Source organism: Marinifilum fragile, from assembly GCF_963677365.1.
Lineage (GTDB): Bacteria > Bacteroidota > Bacteroidia > Bacteroidales > Marinifilaceae > Marinifilum > Marinifilum fragile.
Genome location: NZ_OY781962.1, coordinates 3,283,735 through 3,302,133, shown reverse-complemented (window position 1 = coordinate 3,302,133; position 18,399 = coordinate 3,283,735). Strand labels below are relative to the sequence as shown.

The 18,399-nt window shown below is 35.9% G+C and carries 19 protein-coding genes and 1 tRNA gene; 4 read left to right on the top strand and 16 right to left on the bottom strand.

The features are described 5' to 3' along the window. Positions 1 to 53: 53 nt before the first annotated feature. On the bottom strand, positions 54 to 2,813 hold the full coding sequence (leuS, locus tag ACKPCA_RS13155) for a leucine--tRNA ligase (RefSeq protein WP_321279491.1): 2,760 nt from the start codon (positions 2,811 to 2,813) through the stop codon (positions 54 to 56). A gap of 212 nt (positions 2,814 to 3,025) precedes the next feature. Here leuS and ACKPCA_RS13150 point away from each other — a divergent pair. After that, a tRNA-Arg gene (locus ACKPCA_RS13150) sits at positions 3,026 to 3,099 on the top strand. 99 nt (positions 3,100 to 3,198) lie between these two features. Here ACKPCA_RS13150 and ACKPCA_RS13145 read toward each other — a convergent pair. The 10 genes from ACKPCA_RS13145 to ACKPCA_RS13100 all read right to left on the bottom strand — a co-directional run bounded on the left by ACKPCA_RS13145 (position 3,199) and on the right by ACKPCA_RS13100 (position 11,524). Continuing rightward, on the bottom strand, positions 3,199 to 3,672 hold the full coding sequence (locus ACKPCA_RS13145) for an ExbD/TolR family protein (RefSeq protein WP_054718899.1): 474 nt from the start codon (positions 3,670 to 3,672) through the stop codon (positions 3,199 to 3,201). Next, the gene (locus ACKPCA_RS13140) at positions 3,672 to 4,250 is read right to left on the bottom strand and encodes an ExbD/TolR family protein (RefSeq protein ID WP_054718896.1); all 579 of its coding nucleotides are present in this window, start codon (positions 4,248 to 4,250) and stop codon (positions 3,672 to 3,674) included. The genes ACKPCA_RS13145 and ACKPCA_RS13140 overlap by 1 nt, the downstream gene beginning before the upstream one ends. A gap of 44 nt (positions 4,251 to 4,294) precedes the next feature. Then, positions 4,295 to 4,744 carry a hypothetical protein gene (locus ACKPCA_RS13135; RefSeq protein ID WP_054718893.1) on the bottom strand — a complete coding sequence of 150 codons (450 nt, stop codon included), beginning with the start codon at positions 4,742 to 4,744 and terminating at the stop codon, positions 4,295 to 4,297. Between the two features lie 9 nt (positions 4,745 to 4,753). Continuing rightward, positions 4,754 to 5,566 carry a MotA/TolQ/ExbB proton channel family protein gene (locus ACKPCA_RS13130; RefSeq protein WP_054718890.1) on the bottom strand — a complete coding sequence of 271 codons (813 nt, stop codon included), beginning with the start codon at positions 5,564 to 5,566 and terminating at the stop codon, positions 4,754 to 4,756. 214 nt (positions 5,567 to 5,780) lie between these two features. Further along, the gene (locus ACKPCA_RS13125) at positions 5,781 to 6,815 is read right to left on the bottom strand and encodes an asparaginase (RefSeq protein WP_321279490.1); all 1,035 of its coding nucleotides are present in this window, start codon (positions 6,813 to 6,815) and stop codon (positions 5,781 to 5,783) included. 11 nt (positions 6,816 to 6,826) lie between these two features. After that, positions 6,827 to 7,594 carry a TatD family hydrolase gene (locus tag ACKPCA_RS13120; protein ID WP_321279489.1) on the bottom strand — a complete coding sequence of 256 codons (768 nt, stop codon included), beginning with the start codon at positions 7,592 to 7,594 and terminating at the stop codon, positions 6,827 to 6,829. Positions 7,595 to 7,714: 120 nt separating this feature from the next. Next, positions 7,715 to 9,049: an NADP-specific glutamate dehydrogenase gene (gdhA, locus tag ACKPCA_RS13115; protein WP_054719022.1), complete on the bottom strand. Its 1,335-nt coding sequence runs from the start codon at positions 9,047 to 9,049 to the stop codon at positions 7,715 to 7,717. A gap of 204 nt (positions 9,050 to 9,253) precedes the next feature. Then, the gene (gene dprA, locus ACKPCA_RS13110; protein WP_321279488.1) at positions 9,254 to 10,360 is read right to left on the bottom strand and encodes a DNA-processing protein DprA; all 1,107 of its coding nucleotides are present in this window, start codon (positions 10,358 to 10,360) and stop codon (positions 9,254 to 9,256) included. 48 nt (positions 10,361 to 10,408) lie between these two features. Beyond that, the gene (locus ACKPCA_RS13105; RefSeq protein WP_321279487.1) at positions 10,409 to 10,999 is read right to left on the bottom strand and encodes an outer membrane beta-barrel protein; all 591 of its coding nucleotides are present in this window, start codon (positions 10,997 to 10,999) and stop codon (positions 10,409 to 10,411) included. A gap of 63 nt (positions 11,000 to 11,062) precedes the next feature. Beyond that, on the bottom strand, positions 11,063 to 11,524 hold the full coding sequence (locus tag ACKPCA_RS13100) for a hypothetical protein (protein WP_321279486.1): 462 nt from the start codon (positions 11,522 to 11,524) through the stop codon (positions 11,063 to 11,065). Between the two features lie 316 nt (positions 11,525 to 11,840). Here ACKPCA_RS13100 and ACKPCA_RS13095 point away from each other — a divergent pair, with 316 nt between their 5' ends. Both ACKPCA_RS13095 and aroA read left to right on the top strand, forming a co-directional pair. Further along, the gene (locus tag ACKPCA_RS13095; RefSeq protein ID WP_321279485.1) at positions 11,841 to 12,371 is read left to right on the top strand and encodes an adenine phosphoribosyltransferase; all 531 of its coding nucleotides are present in this window, start codon (positions 11,841 to 11,843) and stop codon (positions 12,369 to 12,371) included. Positions 12,372 to 12,581: 210 nt separating this feature from the next. Beyond that, positions 12,582 to 13,808 carry a 3-phosphoshikimate 1-carboxyvinyltransferase gene (aroA, locus tag ACKPCA_RS13090; RefSeq protein WP_321279484.1) on the top strand — a complete coding sequence of 409 codons (1,227 nt, stop codon included), beginning with the start codon at positions 12,582 to 12,584 and terminating at the stop codon, positions 13,806 to 13,808. A 137-nt stretch (positions 13,809 to 13,945) separates the two neighbouring features. On the opposite strand, the gene deoD is transcribed toward aroA, so the two are convergent. Further along, positions 13,946 to 14,662 carry a purine-nucleoside phosphorylase gene (gene deoD, locus ACKPCA_RS13085; protein WP_321279483.1) on the bottom strand — a complete coding sequence of 239 codons (717 nt, stop codon included), beginning with the start codon at positions 14,660 to 14,662 and terminating at the stop codon, positions 13,946 to 13,948. 251 nt (positions 14,663 to 14,913) lie between these two features. Next, on the bottom strand, positions 14,914 to 15,375 hold the full coding sequence (locus tag ACKPCA_RS13080; RefSeq protein WP_321279482.1) for a nucleoside deaminase: 462 nt from the start codon (positions 15,373 to 15,375) through the stop codon (positions 14,914 to 14,916). A 208-nt stretch (positions 15,376 to 15,583) separates the two neighbouring features. On the opposite strand from ACKPCA_RS13080, the gene aspS reads away from it, so the two are divergent. Then, positions 15,584 to 17,335, top strand: a complete 1,752-nt coding sequence (aspS, locus tag ACKPCA_RS13075; RefSeq protein WP_321279481.1) for an aspartate--tRNA ligase — start codon at positions 15,584 to 15,586, stop codon at positions 17,333 to 17,335. Between the two features lie 58 nt (positions 17,336 to 17,393). On the opposite strand, the gene ACKPCA_RS13070 is transcribed toward aspS, so the two are convergent. From ACKPCA_RS13070 to ACKPCA_RS13060, 3 genes are all read right to left on the bottom strand, one after another. Beyond that, entirely contained in the window at positions 17,394 to 17,675 is a 282-nt protein-coding gene (locus ACKPCA_RS13070; RefSeq protein WP_054718858.1) for a hypothetical protein, read from the bottom strand. A 129-nt stretch (positions 17,676 to 17,804) separates the two neighbouring features. Beyond that, the gene (locus ACKPCA_RS13065; RefSeq protein WP_054719019.1) at positions 17,805 to 17,999 is read right to left on the bottom strand and encodes a hypothetical protein; all 195 of its coding nucleotides are present in this window, start codon (positions 17,997 to 17,999) and stop codon (positions 17,805 to 17,807) included. Between the two features lie 165 nt (positions 18,000 to 18,164). Beyond that, positions 18,165 to 18,380 carry a hypothetical protein gene (locus tag ACKPCA_RS13060; protein ID WP_306742060.1) on the bottom strand — a complete coding sequence of 72 codons (216 nt, stop codon included), beginning with the start codon at positions 18,378 to 18,380 and terminating at the stop codon, positions 18,165 to 18,167. Positions 18,381 to 18,399 lie beyond the last annotated feature (19 nt).

Sequence of the window (18,399 nt, the reverse complement as noted above, 5' to 3'; positions counted from 1 at the left end):
CGTTTATTTGAAAAACGAAGCCTGATTATAAATTTTGCTTATTGTTTTCTACTTTAAACTACTATGTTGATTATCTTTTTAGGAACAATAATTACCTTTTTAGGTGTTTTACCATCTATCCATTTTTGAGATTGTTCGCAATTCAGAACTTCCTGTTCAATCTCATCCTTGCTCAGATTTAATGATAACTCTAACTTAAATCTCATCTTACCATTAAATGATACTGGGTATGAGTGAGTATCTTCAACAATAAAACTTTCGTTGAATTCAGGGAAACTTGCTTTGGTTATACTTTCGTTATTACCACACTTGTTCCATAATTCTTCAGAGATGTGCGGGGCAAATGGAGCTAGAAGTCTTAATAAATCTTCTAATATTGCCTTATTGTTACACTTTAAGCTACTTAATTCGTTCACACAAATCATGAAAGCAGAAATTGATGTATTGAAAGAAAATCTCTCAATATCATCCTGAATTTTCTTAATGGTTTTATGAAGAACTTTCAATTCATCTTTTGTCGGTTCTACCTCAGAAACTTCAAAGTTTTCTCCATTGTAGAATAATCTCCAAAGTTTCTTTAAGAATTTATGAACTCCATCAATACCATTAGTATCCCATGGTTTGTGAGCTTCCAATGGTCCAAGGAACATTTCGTACAGACGAAGCGTATCAGCACCATATTCTTCTACAATCACATCTGGATTCACGACGTTGAACATCGACTTCGACATTTTTTCAACAGCCCAACCACAAACGTATTTGTTATCTTCAAGAATGAATTCTGCATTATTAAATTCAGGTCTCCATGCCTTAAAAGCTTCTGTATCCAATACATCATTCTTCACGATGTTTACGTCTACGTGAATAGCGGTAGTGTCGTACTCTTTTCTCAGTCCATAAGAAACGAACTTGTTGGTATTTTTTACTCTGTAAACAAAGTTTGAACGACCTTGGATCATCCCTTGGTTAATCAATTTCTTGAAAGGCTCATCCTTGCAAACTTCGTTAATATCGAATAAGAATTTGTTCCAGAAACGAGAATAAATCAAGTGACCAGTTGCATGCTCGGTACCACCAATGTACAAGTCAACATCTTGCCAGTATTCATTAGCTTCTTTAGAAACCAATGCATTGTTGTTGCGAGGATCCATATAACGCAAGTAATACGCTGATGATCCTGCAAAACCTGGCATAGTGTTCAATTCTATTGGGTGACCATCTGCTGTTGTCCAATCTTTTGCACGTCCCAATGGTGGTTCACCGTTTTCGGTTGGCAAGTATTTGTCAATCTCAGGCAATTCCAAAGGTAACTGATCCAACTCCATCATGTATGGCATGTTTTCTTTGAAATACACTGGGAATGGTTCTCCCCAATATCTCTGACGAGAGAAAATTGCATCTCTCAATCTATAGTTGATTTTTTTCTTACCTAAGCCTCTTACTTCAACTTCTTCATTTGCTCTAACAATTGCATCCTTAACATCTAATCCGTTCAGGAAATCAGAGTTCATTGATTGGCCCTCTTTAGCATCATATGATTCCTCAGAAATGTCACCGCCAGAAACAACTTGAATAATCGGTAAGTCGAATTTTTTAGCGAAAGCATAATCTCGACTATCATGTGCCGGAACGGCCATAATTGCACCTGTTCCATATCCAGCCAAAACGTAATCACTTACCCAAATTGGAATTTCTTCACCTGTAAATGGGTGGATTGCATATGCTCCTGTAAATTCTCCGCTTACAGTCTTAACATCAGCCAAACGTTCTCTTTCTGTTCTTTTCTTGGTAGCTTCAATATATGCATCAATCTTTTCTTTACATTCTGGAGTAGTTAAAGAATCGACTAATTCACTTTCAGGAGCCAAAACCATAAAAGTAACTCCAAAAATAGTATCAGGACGAGTGGTAAAGATTTCCATTTTGATATCAGAACCTTTCACTCCAAAATTTACCTCTGCACCAACGGAACGTCCAATCCAGTTCTTTTGAATTTCCTTCAAAGAATCAGTCCATTCCAAATTGTCAAGGCCATCCAATAATCTTTTAGCGTATGCCGACACACGAAGTGACCACTGACGCATTTTCTTTTGCACGACAGGATGTCCTCCACGTTCAGATAAACCATCTTTTACTTCATCATTGGCTAAAACCGTTCCCAATTCAGGACACCAGTTTACCATGGTATCTGCAAGGTAAGCCAAACGATAATTCAAAAGAATTTCTTGTTGTGCTGTATTTGATAAAGATTTCCATTCTTCCGCTGTGAATGTTTCAGTTTCAGAACAAGCAGCATTAACATTTGCATTTCCTTCAGCCTCGAATTTTTCTACCAAAGCTGAAATTGGTTGAGCTTTTTCTGTTTCGTTATCGAAATAGTGGTTGAACATTTGAATGAATGCCCATTGTGTCCATTTGTAATATTCAGGATCACAAGTGCGAACTTCTCTGTCCCAATCGAAAGAGAATCCAATTTTGTCCAATTGTTCTCTATAACGTGTAATGTTTTGCTCAGTGGTAATTGCTGGGTGTTGGCCTGTTTGAATTGCATATTGTTCTGCAGGTAATCCGTAAGCATCGTATCCCATTGGGTGGAGTACATTAAAACCTTTGAGGGTTTTATAACGAGAATAGATATCAGACGCAATGTAACCTAGTGGGTGACCAACATGTAATCCAGCTCCAGATGGGTATGGGAACATATCAAGCACGTAAAATTTTGGCTTGTCTGCATCGACATTAACCTTGTAGGTTTTATTGTCGCTCCAGTATTTCTGCCATTTTTGTTCTATTTCTTTAAATGTGTACTCCATTGTAATATTTTGATAAAATATGGTTATTTCAATGTATTCAGTCCGCAAAATTAGTAAAAGTTTAGAAATAAAAGAGCTGTTTTTGAGTGAACTGATGTTATTATTAAAAATTGGTTAATAGAGCTTTAGAAGAGTTGATGAAAATCAATTATAGATTGAATGTTAGAGTAGGAAAGGAGAACAAAATAATTTTTTAAATTTGTGCACACATTGGCCCGTTAGTTTAGCTGAATAGAACATCAGATTCCGGTTCTGAAGGTCACAGGTTTGAATCCTGTACGGGTCACAATAAGCTTGGATGTATTTCCAAGCTTTTTTTATGAAATTAATTTCATAAAAAAAGGAGTCCTAATGGACTCCTTTTATATTTTAAGCGCGAAAAATTTTATTTTTCATCAGCACCTTGAAGAGCTGAATAGTTCAGCTTCAAAGCACTTGCTTTTCTTAACTCTTGTTTAATGTCAACAATGATACCCATTTTTGTGTATCTGTCAACTTTTAGAGAGGTTGTCAACTTGTTACGTAATTCTTCTTTTCTTGCTTCTCTTTCTGATGCAATGAAAGATTGAATATCATCAACAGTTGCAAACTGATCGTTTAGTTGGATTCTTGATTCGGTACCAAAAGTCTTTTGATACTTTCTTAAAGGAACACCCACATGGATGTTGCTTACCAAGTCCTTTTTCTCAAGCTTTGTCAATTCCTTAGCTTGTGGCTGTACATAGCTTACGTTCAATTCTACATCACGCATGGTAGTTGATACCATGAAAAAGAATAGAAGCATAAATACAATATCAGGAAGTGACGCTGTTGAAATTTCTGGAAGTTCTTTGCCTCCTTCTTTTCTAAATTTTGACATTATCTTTTCCCTCCTACGTTTTTAGGTTCAGCCTCGGATATTGCCATAGGGACATATTTTTTTACAGCTTCTTGTTGTTCATCATCCAATTCACTGTATACTTTTCCCCATTTAGACATTGCTTTTTCGTCTTTTAATTCACGAGCAGCAATTGCAAGCTCATCCTGTACTCTAATATACATTTCGTAACTCGTACCGCGGTCGTTCTGCAATGAAACCAATCCTTTCGAAACCATAACATCTCCAAAATATGGAATTGTTTTAACTTGTTTTTCAGGAAGGTCTTCACTGTTGTTTGGATTCAGGATAAACTCTTTGGTTTTCTCACGCAACTGCGAGATATCCAAAAGTTCACCATTCACCAACAACTCATCGTTACGGTTTACCAATATCGCTAAAACATTACGTTTTTTCACCTTAACTTCTTCATCATTAGTTTGATCTTCTGGAATAGGAGGTAATTTTTTATAGATACCAGTATCCACATCCATAGTAGTCGAAACCAAGAAGAAAATCAGCAACAAGAATGCAATATCGGCCATCGAACTTGAGTTAATCTCTGGTGTTTTTCTTGCCATAATAAAGGTATTGCGATCCGAATCCGTAAACTCGGATCATATTCTTAACGTAATCTTCTAATAATTTCAGTAACTACAATTGATGCTACAGTTCCTATACCTAGGATATACATAGTGTAAAGTACTGTATCAGCAAATTGAAGTGAAGCAGGGTTGTTGTCAGTACCTGTATAACCTGGAAGGTCTAACAAAGTAGCGTCTGACATGCTGTATGATACAAGGACTACTAATCCAAGTACTACTAATCCCATCAAACCTTTAAGAGCTCCTTTAGGGTTAACAACGATCTGAATGATTGGGAATAGAATTGATAATGCAGCAGATGCAAAAAACAATACTTTAGCCCAGTTGATCAAAAGATCAGTGTAAACTGGAGTTGTGTGTGCTTGGTTTGGGATTTCTCCACCTAAGTAAAACATGATCACAAAAATAGCTGTTAGACCAATCATTACATAGGTAAGAATATTTAAATATTTACTCAATGTATTTGACATAGTCTATAATTATTTTTTCATGTTGTATTTTACAAGGATATCAAGAAGAGAGATTGAAGCATCTTCCATGTTGTTTACAATACTGTCAACTTTAGCAGTACAGTAGTTGTAGAATACTTGAAGGATCATTGCTACGATCAAACCAGATACAGTTGTAATCAAAGCGATTTTAATACCACCTGCTACAGCTGCTGGAGAAATAGTACCCATAGACTGAATTGAGTCGAAAGCATCAATCATACCGATTACAGTACCCATAAATCCTAACATAGGTGCCAAACCGATCATCAAACCAATCCAAGAAAGACCTTTTTCCAATAGACCCATTTGAACTGATCCATAAGAAACAACTGATTTTTCTACTACTTCAATACCTTCGTCGATACGGTCAAGACCTTGGTAGAAAATGCTAGCGATAGGACCACGAGTATTTCTACAAACTTCTTTAGCAGCTTCAACACCACCGTTGTTTAATGCATCTTCAAGGTTAGCAATTAATTTCTTAGTGTTTGTAGTTGAAAGGTTCAAGTAAATGATTCTTTCAATAGACAAAGCAAGACCTAAGATAAGAGCTAGCAATACGAAGCTCATAAACATTGCACCACCTTGGATGAATTGCTTCTTAACAACTTTGTGGAAAGATGTGCTTTCGATAGCTTCTTCTTCCATAACTTTAGCTGCAGGCTCTTCAACTGTAGTTTCCTCTGCAACCTGAGTTGTATCTACGGTAGTTTCTGCTGTCTCATCCTGAGCAACTGCGTAAGATGATGCTCCTAAGCTTAGCATCCCGATAACTGCTATAAATGCAAATAACTTTTTCATAGTCTGTTTTTCAAATTTTAATTAACGAAATTATTTTTTACAAAATTAAACGATTGCGATCTTTTAAACAACTAATTCCTTAGTTGTTTGTGTATTATTCTTTAAAACTATTCTGTTTATAATGCTTTCAACTACCTGTGATTTTGTATTTATGTAATATAGAAAGCTTTAAACAGTGCACCAAATTACAAAAAAAATGTGAAAAACAAATATTCTATTGGCTTAATTCGCCCTTTAGAGATTTATTTAAAAGCAATTTGGTTTGTGGCATGTCTAGCTTTTTACCCAAGATAAACATTAGTTTGCTAATTGCAGCCTCTGTAGTAATGTCATGCCCGCTCACTACACCTGCCTTAAGTAGCTCTAAACTTGTTTCATATAGCCCCATTTCAACACTTCCTGCGGCACATTGGGTAATGTTGTATATAACAATCCCTCGATTGATTGCCTCTTTAATAGAGTCGATAAACCATTTGTCGGTTGGCGCATTACCTGCACCATATGTTTCCATTACCACTCCTTTCAAACCTTCAATATTTAATATGGAATCGACCACTTGTTTGTTGATTCCAGGGAAGATTTTTAAAATGGCGATATTGGTATCAAACTCTGTGCTAATTTCGAGTTGTTTTGGATGACTTGGATAATGAATAGCTGAATAATTGTAATTGATATTGATACCTATTTTTGCCAAATCAGGATAATTGTATGAATAGAATGCATTAAAATGTTCTGCATTGTGCTTTGTAGTTCTGTTTCCCCTGAACAATTGATTTTCGAATACAATACAAACCTCTGGCACCATTGCTTGACCATTTTTATAAGCTGCCGCTATCTCAATAGCTGTTATTAGGTTTTCTTTTCCATCGGTTCTTAAGGTGCCAATTGGTAATTGGGATCCAGTTAATATTACCGGTTTTTGCAAATTATCAAGCATAAAGCTTAATGCAGATGCAGTAAAGGACATTGTGTCTGTTCCGTGAAGTACAACAAATCCATCGTAATTGTTATAATTTTCCTTAATCAGTTCAGCAATTTTCACCCAAACATCAGGATTTAAATTTGAAGAATCGATTAATGGATCAAAAGCGATGGAAGTAAGTTCATAACCGAATTCCTTTAATTCTGGAACTTGTTTTACGATGTGATCAAAATCAAAAGGAATTAACGATCCTGTTTCCGGATCGTTTACCATACCGATTGTACCTCCGGTATATAATATTAGAATAGAAGTTTGTTTTTTGTCCATTGAGAGAGGTGTTATAATTTGAACAAATTTCTTGCATTGTAGCTCGTGATTTCTGCCACTTTTTCTATTTTGGTTTGATAAATTTCTGCAATTTTTTGTGCGGTGTACCTTACGTATGAGCTTTCGTTGCGTTTTCCTCTTTTGGGAACAGGAGCCAGATAAGGTGCATCTGTTTCCAGCATTAACTTTTCTAGGGGTACTTCAGCAATGGTTTTATCTAATCCCGAATTTTTAAAAGTTACAATCCCATTTATACCAAGTAAGAAACCCAATTCAATTGCTTTATTTGCTTGCTCAAGATTTCCTGAAAAACTATGAAATACTCCTCTTAAGTTAGAATTGGTGTAATTTTCCAATATTTCAAATATTTCATCGAAAGATTCTCTGGAATGGATCACTATTGGCAGATTGAATTTTAATGCCCAATTAATTTGAGTATCGAAAACAATTTGTTGCTCTTTTACGAATGTTTTATCCCAGTACAAATCAATTCCAATTTCACCAATTGCACAATATTTTCTTGAGTTTAACCAATTTTTGCAAATATTTAATTCATCCTGAAAATTCTCCTTTACAGAAGTAGGATGTAATCCCATCATCGGAATACAGTAGCCTGGAAACATCCTTTCCAAAGAATGCATTTGATCAATTGATTGAGAATCGATATTGGGTAAAAGGATTTTTTCAACTCCTGCCTCCTTTGAATTTTCAATGATTTGATTAATGTCATCATTAAAATCTTCGGAGTAAATATGCGAATGAGTATCGATTAGATTCATATTTTTACTTTTTGTGCAAACTTATTGAATCGCAACAGGAATACAAAAGGAATTTGAACAGAAATCAGTACAAAAAAAGCCGGCAAAGCCGGCTTTTTTATATATTAGGCGTAATTCATATTAAACGCATCCTTGAGCTAGCATAGCTTCAGCAACTTTTACGAAGCCACCAATGTTAGCACCTTTAACGTAGTTGATGTTTTCACCGTTCTTACCGAACTTCACACAAGTTTCGTGAATGTCCTTCATGATACGACCCAACTTCTCGTCAACTTCTTCAGCAGACCAGTTGAAACGTAATGAGTTTTGAGACATTTCTAAACCTGAAACTGCAACACCACCAGCATTAGCAGCTTTTCCAGGAGCGAAAATTGCATTTTCAACCAAGTAAATCATTGCTTCAGCAGTACAACCCATATTTGAAGTTTCTACTACGTACTTACATCCGTTAGCAACTAATTGCTTAGCATCGTCTTCGTTCAACTCGTTTTGGATAGCACATGGGAAAGCCAAATCAACTTTACACTCCCAAGGCTTCTTACCAGCGAAGAATTCAGCACCGAATTTTTCAGCATAAGGAGAAACGATGTCGTTGTTTGTAGCACGAAGATCCAATAGATATTCAATCTTCTCAGCATTCAAACCTTCTTTGTCATATACATATCCGTCAGGACCTGAAATAGTAACAACTTTAGCACCTAGCTCAGTTAATTTAAGAGCAGCACCCCAAGTTACGTTACCGAAACCTGAAAGAGCAACAGTTTTACCTTCTAAAGTTTCACCATTCTCAGCCAACATGTGTTGTGCGAAGTAAACAGAACCGAAACCAGTAGCTTCTGGACGAATCAAAGATCCACCAAACTCAAGTGGCTTACCAGTTAATACTCCGGTAAACTCGTTACGGATTCTCTTGTACTGTCCGAATAGGTATCCGATCTCACGACCACCAACACCTATATCACCTGCAGGTACGTCAGTGTTAGGACCAATGTGCTTGCAAAGCTCAGTCATGAAACTTTGGCAGAAGCGCATAATTTCGTTGTCTGATCTTCCTTTTGCGTTGAAGTCAGAACCACCTTTACCACCACCCATAGGTAGAGTAGTTAATGAATTCTTGAAAGTTTGCTCGAAACCTAAGAATTTTAATGCACTTAACGTTACAGAAGGGTGGAAACGTAAACCACCTTTGTAAGGTCCAATTGCACTATTGAATTCAACGCGGTATCCACGGTTGATTTCAACTTCACCGTTATCGTTGATCCATGGTACGCGGAACATGATTACGCGCTCAGGCTCACACATTTTTTCAAGAATCTTAGCTGCCTTGTACTTTGGGTTAGAATCATAAGTTTCCCAAACTGTTTCTACTACTTCTTGTACTGCCTGATGGAACTCAGCTTCACCTGGAGTTTTAGCCTTAAGGCTATCCATGAATTCAATTATTTTTGCTTCCATATCCAAACTTGTTATGAAATTAAAATTGTTTGTTGTGTTTTAATTATTAGTTCTTGGTGTCAAATGTAGACAAATTTTCATAATCACAAATTAAAAGCTGATTTTTTTTATAACGTTTTCGGAAATTGTAATATACAATGAATCAATTAGATAAAAAGGCTTAATTTCTGTTCTACAACATGAAAGCATAAAAATTGACAATTTTCATGAATTTAAGGAGTAGATTTTTCCAGGATGTGACTTCACCATGCCATCAAATTCTAGTTTTAAGAGCAAACTTGACACCTTGCTCATCGGAAATGAACTTTTCAAACAAATTAAATCAATAGGTGTTTTTTCTAAATCTCGAAGTGTCGAGATTATTTTTTCCTCCTCCTTGGTAAGTTCTACAAAGAGTCTGGTTTGAATCTCCTTTGTTTTTTTAGTTTGATCGTCCCAACCTAAGATATACTCCAAGTCTGAGATGTTTTCTATTAAGTGAGCTTGGTTGGTTTTGATTAGGAAATTACATCCTTCGGAATATTTATCGCTGATTCTTCCTGGAAAAGCAAATACATCTCTATTGTATGAGTTAGCAATATCAGCAGTTACCAATGAGCCGCCCTTTCGTGCAGATTCTATTACTATGGTTGCGTCCGACATGCCAGCAATTATTCTGTTGCGTCGGACAAAGTTTTTTGGATCGAACTTGCTGTTTGAGGTGAATTCACTAACAATTGCTCCACCTTTATGGATGATTTCCTCGGCATAGTTTCTGTGTTGAGCTGGGTACATTTGCTGAAAGCCATGACCAATAGCAGCTATGGTTGGAAGTTGATATTGCATGGCAGCCTTGTGTGCACAAATATCTATGCCGTAAGCCAGTCCGCTAATTATTGTGGTTTTTATTGATTTTTCCGATAGATCCTTAACTAGTTTAGAGCATTGCTCTTTCCCATAATCGCTGGCATTTCTTGTGCCAACTATGCTGATGTTTCTGCTGGCATTGAAATCAGCAGTACCTTTATAATATAGTGTGCAAGGAGAATCGGAACAGCTAAGTAGTCTTTTCGGGTAGTTGTCTTCGAGATAAAATGCAATTTGAATTTCATTTTTCTCAATGAATTTAATCTCCTCTTCGGCCTGAAGAAGAGATGCTTTTCGGTCTAACTTTTGAATAAATGCCTGACCAATTCCTGGAATTTTCAGAAGGTTTTGTTTCTTCTCTGTAAAAAAAGCTTCAATGCTGCCAGTATAGGCAATAGACTTTTTAATATTTACGGGTCCAAAGCCATTTATAAAGCTTAAAGCAATTTTGTAAATTCTATCCATACCTTATTAATAGGATTGTAATAATCTGGATATGAATTTACAAAATATTTATAAAGTAAATGTTGTTCCGATGGTTAAAAATCCGGCATTAGCCCAGCCTAATTCTGTAAATAATCCAAATTGATTTGAAAAATGATAACGTGCGCCAAGTACAACTCCTAAATCAAACAACAAATCGTTTGAGGTATTGTCTGAATATACTGCATCTGAACTTGCATTGGGTCTTGTGTTCTCATATTTCTTATGCTCCAAAGAAAAACCAGCTTTAACTGAAGTGTACAAATCAACATCATAACCAGTGGAGATATTCATGCCTGATAGCCAATCATTCAATTTATAAGTAAGTACACTTCCTAATCGGTAATAATTGTAATTTATTTCGCTGTGGCCAAAATCGTATTCATGTTTCTGTCCAGCATAACCAACATACGCACCTATGCTCAAGTTGTCCTGCCATCCTTTTTCAAGTTGTATTAAAATTGAAGGATAGTTGGTTTCATCAGATCCTGCAAAGTTGTGATCGAATTTGCCATACTTGCCTAAAGGAATTCCTATATTAAGGCGTAAATCGTTGTTTTGCGCAAGAGTATTTAAAGATAGTGTGCATAGCAAAAATGCTACTAGTGTTTTAAATTTCATTCTGAAGTTTATTTGTTATATGGTATGGCTAACGATGAATAAAGTAATATAGTATGCCCTGAATTACTTTTTCAGACTATTTCGAGATAGAGAATCTATTAATTTCTTTCTTTCAGATTTGGAAAGTGCAGACAAACAAACCGATGGGTACTTTGCAATTCCTTTGTCGGTTAATTGATATAGTGTAACAATTGGCTTAAGTCCAAAAGTTTTTGTCTCCAAGTCGTACTTGGCAAAGCAATTTTTAGGAATCTCAATGGATTTAAAATTATCATGAAAGGGATGAAGAGGATAGTATCGAAGAATGATTTTATCATCACCTTCCTTATATATGATGAAATTAAAATTTAAATGAAATGAAAAGGCAATTGCCGAAATAACAAACGCACCGATTATTCCAATTACCTGATATGGTTTGTTGATATTTAAATACAACAGAAGAATAATTGAAGCTAAAAAAAGGAATATTAATAAATAGTAGGCTAGTTTAATCCAGCTTGCTCGATTTTGATTGTTGATTGTCATGTTTTGTGTGTAAAATTCCACACCAAAGGTAAAAACTAATGGATATATTCGACAATAACTAATCGAAAATATCTTCCTCAATGTTGTTGATAGTCTTTATTTAAATATCTGTAAAAAGATTGTGCGATTTTTGCAATTTATAATGTTTATTTAAACGGACTTTTCTATTTTTACCCGGAATTATCCCACACTTTATCAAGTAAATATTTTGAATAATATAAGTGATGAGGGGGTGAATGTTCCACTTCTTCCGAATTGTTGCGCCTTTTAGCCAACTCGGATTTGTGTTTTTTACACCTGGAAAAATAAAATGATAATGGAAGCAAGACTTCAAGAAGCAAAAAATTCAATCAGAGATGTGATTGACTTCCCAAAGGAAGGAATCGTTTTTAAAGATATTACTACAATGTTGAAAGATGAAAAACATGTGGCAACATTGGTAGAAACATTATATGAGCAATATAAAGACAAAGGAATTACCAAGGTAGTAGGATTAGAGAGTCGCGGTTTTATTTTGGGAACAGTGTTGGCTTACAAATTAAATGCTGGATTTGTGCCGATTCGTAAACCAGGCAAATTGCCTGCTGCAACATACTCTGAAAAATATACTTTAGAGTATGGCGAGGATGAAATTCACATCCATCAGGATGCTTTAACTGAAGATGATGTTGTTTTGTTGCATGACGATTTGTTGGCAACAGGAGGTACAGCAGCAGCTTCTATCAACCTACTTGCAAAATGTGGTGTGAGCAAGGCTTTTGTAAATTTCCTTGTAGAGCTTGACTTTTTAAAAGGTCGCGACAAATTGAATACGAGTTTCGAAGTAGATTCTTTATTTCATTTTTAAAGAGTTTTACTTTTAATGATATGTCGGCCAACAATCATTCATAATTGTTGGCCTATTTTTGTGTAACCATTTAAATTTCTCTGTGAGCAATTTGCGAAATAGAGAAATATTTAATTGAAATGCCGATATATAATTAGTTATTCATTAGAGCGCAGCAATCAAATGAATTTTACTAATTAATAATCGGTATAACTACAAAATCAATAGATCATGCAATATTCCATTTCTAAACCTAATAAAGTTCTGGAAGGAAGAGTTGTACTTCCATCATCGAAAAGTATTTCGAATCGAGTGCAGATAATTAATGCTTTGAGCAATAGTTTTGAGCCAATTAAAAATCTATCTGATTGTGATGATTCGAGAGTGATGCAAAACATTTTATTCTCGAATACCAATACTTTTGATGTAGGTCATGCAGGGACAAGCATGCGTTTTTTGACCGCATATTTGTCAAAAATTGTTGGTGAATGGACTTTGACAGGATCTGATAGAATGAAAGAACGCCCTATTGGTGTTTTGGTGGATGCACTAAATTCTTTGGGAGCTCAAATTTCCTATCTGGAGAAAGAAGGATATCCTCCGCTAAAGATTTTTGGATCAAATATCACTGGAAAGGAAGTAGAATTGAAGGGTGATACCAGTTCGCAATACATATCGGCGCTCTTACTAATTGCACCAACTTTGGAAAACGGTTTACGCATTAAGTTGAAAGGAGATGTAGTTTCACGATCGTATATCGAAATGACTCTTAATATTATGGAAGAGTTTGGTGTAAAATCGGAATTTAAAGGACAGGAGATATTTGTTGCCAAACAAGCTTACCAAAGAATTCCGTATACGGTTGAAGGCGATTGGTCAGGCGCATCGTATTGGTGGTCGTTTATGGCTTTGGCCAGTGAAGGAAAATTGTATTTGGATGGATTGAGAAGAAGAAGTTTCCAGGGTGACTCGGGTTTAGTGCCTGTGTTCGAAAAGTTGGGAGTGAAAACACAATTCTCGAAGCGAGGCATGTTTATTGAAAAGAAGGAGAGCGATTGCAAAAAGTTCGTGCATGACTTCTTGCAAATGCCCGATTTGGCACAGACTTTTGCCGTGTGTTCCTGTTTAAAAGGAATTCCTTTTCACTTTAAAGGACTAGAGACTTTAAAGATTAAAGAAACCGATAGAATTCATGCTTTAATTACCGAGCTAGGCAAATTGGGATATGTGCTTCATGAGCCAGCAGAAGGAGAGTTGGCCTGGGATGGAGAGAGAAAAGAGGAGGATAAGAAAATTGTGATCGAAACCTATCACGACCATAGAATGGCCATGGCATTTGCTCCGGTTGCCATCTTACGCAAGGATGTTTTGATAGACGATCCACAAGTGGTGAAGAAATCCTACCCAAACTTTTGGAAACAGTTACAAGAATTGGGATTTACTGTTGATGAAAAATAGTTTTTTCTAAAATATAAGAAGCTTGTCTGCAAATATCCAGTCAAGCTTTTTTTTATGAAATTTTAGGGTCCACCAAAAAGAAAGAGGAGCCCCGATAGCTCCTCCATTCCGTACATTAAAATGTATCTGATCTAAAATTATTGCCTAATTGCAGTTTCCAAACCAATTTCAATCATTGTGTTCAAAGTGGTTTGACGCTCATCAGCACTTGTTTCTTCACCAGTAAGAATGTGATCACTTACGGTCATAATTGCTAGTGCTTTTGCGTTATAACGAGCAGCTAAAGTATATAAAGCAGTAGCTTCCATTTCAACAGCCAATACTCCATAATCTGCCCATAGTTTAAACGGTTCGGGGTTGTTGTCAAGGTCGTGGTAGAAAACATCTGATGTTAAAGTTGATCCAACTTTTACGTTCACGCCTTTTTCAACAGCAGCCTTGTGTGCATCGCTTAGCAAGCCAAAGTCAGCACATGGAGCATAATCCATACCTCTAAACAAGTTTCTGTTAATTGCAGAATCGGTACATGATGTCATTGATAAAATTACGTCGCGTACGTGAACATCTTTGTTGAATGAACCACAAGTTCCAATTCTAATCAAGTTTTTTACACCATATTGGTTGATCAATTCATGAGTGTAAATAGAGATTGATGGAACTCCCATTCCTGTTCCTTGAACCGAAATTCTTTTTCCTTTGTAAGTTCCTGTAAATCCAAGCATGTTTCTTACTTGGTTGTAGCATACTACATCTTCCAGAAAGTTATCAGCAATATATTTTGCTCTTAATGGATCGCCTGGTAAAAGTATTGTTTCGGCAATTTCGCCCATTTTTGCTTCGTTGTGTGCACTCATGGTATCCTTTTTTAAAAGTTTACTAATAAAGATAATCGTTTTACGTATAATAATAAATCATACCGCAAATAATTGCGCTTTACTCGCTTTCTAAAAAAGAGAATGAATTATAAAATGGGTTGGACGGTAGTATGCTTTTTTGTTTCTAGACAGATGAATTATTACTAATAAAATCTGCTTAAAAATTTAAAGCCGAGCACAAAAGTAATCTTTTTTTGTAAAAAAATAATTTTGATTCGATTTTTTTAAGACTAGCTCCTCTTTTTTGAGAAAAAACTTTTTATAAGCTCTGAGCTTTCCTCTTCTAGTATTCCTGATGTAATTTCGGTTCTCGGATGTAAGGGTGAAGGAGTAAATCTTGTGAAGCCTCTTTTTTCATCTCCAGCTCCATACACAATTCGGGTGATTTGCGACCATGCCAAAGCACCAGCGCACATATTACAAGGTTCCAAAGTAACATAAAGGGTGCAATCTTTTAAATATTTTCCGCCCAAATAATTGGCAGCCGAAGTAATGGCTTGCATTTCGGCATGTGCAGTTACATCGTTCAATCGCTCAGTTAAATTGTGCGAACGGGCAATTATCCTGTTGTTACTAACGATTATTGCGCCTACAGGAATCTCATCTTCTTCAAAAGCTTTGTAGGCTTCCTGCATGGCTTGTTTCATAAAGTATTCATCGGAAAATGGAGTAATTGTATCGTTCGAATTCATAAATAATCTTTTTTATAAATCTGTTAATGAAAGCTGTTCTGTTTCACAAATTGTTAGTATTTTCGCAAAGTTAACAAAACCAGTAACAAAGAATGAATTCCATTTTAGAATCGATGGTATGATTTGGATGTTCTGGTGCGGAATTTTAAAAGCTAAGAGCTAATAGCTAAAGGCTAAAAGCTAGTTTAATTCAATTAATTGGTAAAAGATGTACAGAACTCATACTTGCGGAGAATTAAGAATTGAGAATGTAAACGAAACGGTAACATTAAGTGGTTGGGTGCAAAAAGCGCGCGATTTAGGTGGAATGACTTTTGTCGATCTTCGAGATCGTTACGGCATTACACAGTTTGTTTTTAATATGGAAACAAATGCTGAATTGTGTGGGCAGGCTCGTAAGCTAGGACGTGAGTTCGTTGTTGCCATTACAGGTAAAGTTGCAGAGAGAGAAAGCAAAAACAGTAAAATACTTACAGGTGATATCGAGATTATTGCTGAAAAACTTGAGGTATTGAGCAAATCGGCTTTGCCTCCATTCACAATTGAAGATGATACCGATGGTGGTGATGAGTTAAGAATGAAATACCGTTACCTTGATTTGCGTCGTTCTTGTGTTCGCGAAAATCTTGTGATGCGTCACAAAATGGGTATTGAGGTTCGCAACTATCTTGACCAATTGAATTTTATCGAAACAGAAACTCCTGTATTGATTAAATCTACTCCTGAAGGAGCACGTGATTTTATCGTTCCATCGAGAATGAATCCAGGTGAATTTTATGCTTTGCCACAGTCGCCACAGGTATTTAAGCAATTGTTGATGATTTCAGGTTTCGACCGTTACTATCAAATTGTAAAATGTTTCCGTGATGAGGATTTGCGTGCTGACCGTCAGCCTGAGTTTACCCAGATTGATTGCGAGATGGCATTCGTGGAACAAGATGATATTTTAGATACTTTCGAAGGGTTGACCAAGCATTTATTCAAGAAATTGAAAAATGTGGATATCGATTACGATTTCCCACGTATGGATTATGCTGTTGCAATGGAAAAATATGGTAGTGATAAACCAGATATTCGTTTCGGAATGGAGTTTGTCGACCTGAGTGTAATTGCAAAAGGTAACGATTTTAAAGTGTTTGATGAGGCTGAATATATTGGTGCCATTTGTGCAGAAGGCTGTGCAAATTATACTCGTAAGCAATTAGATAAGTTAACTGATTTTGTAAAGCGTCCTCAAATTGGTGCCAAAGGATTGGTTTACGTAAAATATAACGAAGATGGTTCACTTAAATCTTCAGTAGATAAATTCTATAGCGCTGAAGATTTGCAAAAGTGGACTGAAGCTTGTAATGCAAAACCAGGAGATTTGATGTTGATTTTGGTTGGTGATAAGAAATCAACTTTAACTCAACTTTGTGAGCTTCGCTTGGAAATGGGTACTCAGCTAGGTTTACGTGACAAAAACGTATTCAAACCAATGTGGGTTGTAGATTTCCCTCTTTTGGAGTGGGATGAGGATTCTCAAAGATATCACGCAATGCACCACCCATTTACTTCTCCTAAGGCAGAGGATTTCCACATGTTGGAAACAGAGCCAGGAAAAGTTCGTGCAAATGCTTACGACCTTGTTATTAATGGTGTTGAAATTGGTGGAGGTTCTATCCGTATTCACAATACCGAATTGCAAGCTCAAATGTTCAAACACCTTGGATTTACTGATGAGGAAGCAAAAGCTCAGTTTGGTTTCTTAATGGATGCATTCCAGTATGGTGCACCTCCTCATGGTGGTATTGCTTTTGGTTTCGACCGTTTGGCATCATTGTTTGCAGGAATTGATTCAATTCGTGATGTGATTGCATTCCCTAAAAACAATTCTGGTCGTGATGTAATGATCGATTCTCCATCTACAATTGCTGATGAGCAAATGATAGAGTTGGGATTGGATTATAGAAAAAAATAATTTGAAATTCAGATAAAGAAAAACCCGATCAATCGATCGGGTTTTTTTATGAAGTGATTTATAGTATCGTATCTTCTTCGTTTTCTTCTCCAGAAGAAGTTTCTCTTTTTAACATGTCTTGGTACATTCTTCTCATGAATCGGGTACCGTATTTTACAGCTTCATCTTTGCTTGTAAAGTTCCCTTTGATTAGTTGGTGAACACTTAATTCTTCATTTGGATCATCAGTATAGTAAAAAATACTAACATTTGGTCTATTGCCTTTTTTTTTAATCTCCATTCCAAACCAGGTTTCGAATACCTGATCATCAACTTTAATATGACGCTTAAACTTTATCATCTTTTTAAATTTTATCAGCTGCGAAGTTAAGCTAATTTTTCGAATAGGAAATAGGTCACTGATAGGAATTTACAAACACAAAAAAGAGAGGTGTGTTGCACCTCTCCTAGTTATTCGTTATTATAAATATTATAAAGACAATTGTGGGTGGAGAACTTCAGATGCGATTTCATCGAACCTTCCTGAAAAGTTTTCCGAACACCAGTTTTTAAGAGCGACAATTTCAGATGGTTGTAACCATTTGAGTGCCTTAATCAGTTCTTTTCGAAATAAACCTAAGTCAAAGCTGACATTAGACAGTACAATTTTTGTTTGTTCAAGCATTACTTTTTCTTTTTGTTTTGAGCCTGCATTCGAATATACCAAAATCTTTATTGAAATATAAAAAGTATTAACAAGCCTTAACATTATTTAGGATTTAGCTAATTCAATTTTTTAAATTTCTTAATGCCTATAAATTGCAAATTTCAGACACAAAAAAAGGAGCTGTTAAAGCTCCTGATCCTGTTTGTTTTCCAATTGTTTCATCTTTTTTTCTACGTTGTTCAATAATACCATCGTAAGAGTAAGGACGAACATTACCACTAACTCGATATAAACGCCTGTTCTATCCGGTGTTTCGGCATTGGCATTTAAAAGATTAAAAATTGCGGCTACCATTATTAAAAAGGTAGACATGATCAGAAGAAACTTTATCAATTTCATATTCGTCTAGTTGGTTTTT

Bases quoted from the DNA above. Each gene is read 5' to 3' on its own strand.
- leuS (WP_321279491.1), bottom strand. From the start codon at position 2,813: ATGGAGTACACATTTAAAGAAATAGAACAAAAATGGCAGAAATACTGG.
- ACKPCA_RS13145 (WP_054718899.1), bottom strand. From the start codon at position 3,672: ATGTCAAAATTTAGAAAAGAAGGAGGCAAAGAACTTCCAGAAATTTCA.
- ACKPCA_RS13140 (WP_054718896.1), bottom strand. From the start codon at position 4,250: ATGGCAAGAAAAACACCAGAGATTAACTCAAGTTCGATGGCCGATATT.
- ACKPCA_RS13135 (WP_054718893.1), bottom strand. From the start codon at position 4,744: ATGTCAAATACATTGAGTAAATATTTAAATATTCTTACCTATGTAATG.
- ACKPCA_RS13130 (WP_054718890.1), bottom strand. From the start codon at position 5,566: ATGAAAAAGTTATTTGCATTTATAGCAGTTATCGGGATGCTAAGCTTA.
- ACKPCA_RS13125 (WP_321279490.1), bottom strand. From the start codon at position 6,815: ATGGACAAAAAACAAACTTCTATTCTAATATTATATACCGGAGGTACA.
- ACKPCA_RS13120 (WP_321279489.1), bottom strand. From the start codon at position 7,594: ATGAATCTAATCGATACTCATTCGCATATTTACTCCGAAGATTTTAAT.
- gdhA (WP_054719022.1), bottom strand. From the start codon at position 9,049: ATGGAAGCAAAAATAATTGAATTCATGGATAGCCTTAAGGCTAAAACT.
- dprA (WP_321279488.1), bottom strand. From the start codon at position 10,360: ATGGATAGAATTTACAAAATTGCTTTAAGCTTTATAAATGGCTTTGGA.
- ACKPCA_RS13105 (WP_321279487.1), bottom strand. From the start codon at position 10,999: ATGAAATTTAAAACACTAGTAGCATTTTTGCTATGCACACTATCTTTA.
- ACKPCA_RS13100 (WP_321279486.1), bottom strand. From the start codon at position 11,524: ATGACAATCAACAATCAAAATCGAGCAAGCTGGATTAAACTAGCCTAC.
- ACKPCA_RS13095 (WP_321279485.1), top strand. From the start codon at position 11,841: ATGGAAGCAAGACTTCAAGAAGCAAAAAATTCAATCAGAGATGTGATT.
- aroA (WP_321279484.1), top strand. From the start codon at position 12,582: ATGCAATATTCCATTTCTAAACCTAATAAAGTTCTGGAAGGAAGAGTT.
- deoD (WP_321279483.1), bottom strand. From the start codon at position 14,662: ATGAGTGCACACAACGAAGCAAAAATGGGCGAAATTGCCGAAACAATA.
- ACKPCA_RS13080 (WP_321279482.1), bottom strand. From the start codon at position 15,375: ATGAATTCGAACGATACAATTACTCCATTTTCCGATGAATACTTTATG.
- aspS (WP_321279481.1), top strand. From the start codon at position 15,584: ATGTACAGAACTCATACTTGCGGAGAATTAAGAATTGAGAATGTAAAC.
- ACKPCA_RS13070 (WP_054718858.1), bottom strand. From the start codon at position 17,675: ATGATAAAGTTTAAGCGTCATATTAAAGTTGATGATCAGGTATTCGAA.
- ACKPCA_RS13065 (WP_054719019.1), bottom strand. From the start codon at position 17,999: ATGCTTGAACAAACAAAAATTGTACTGTCTAATGTCAGCTTTGACTTA.
- ACKPCA_RS13060 (WP_306742060.1), bottom strand. From the start codon at position 18,380: ATGAAATTGATAAAGTTTCTTCTGATCATGTCTACCTTTTTAATAATG.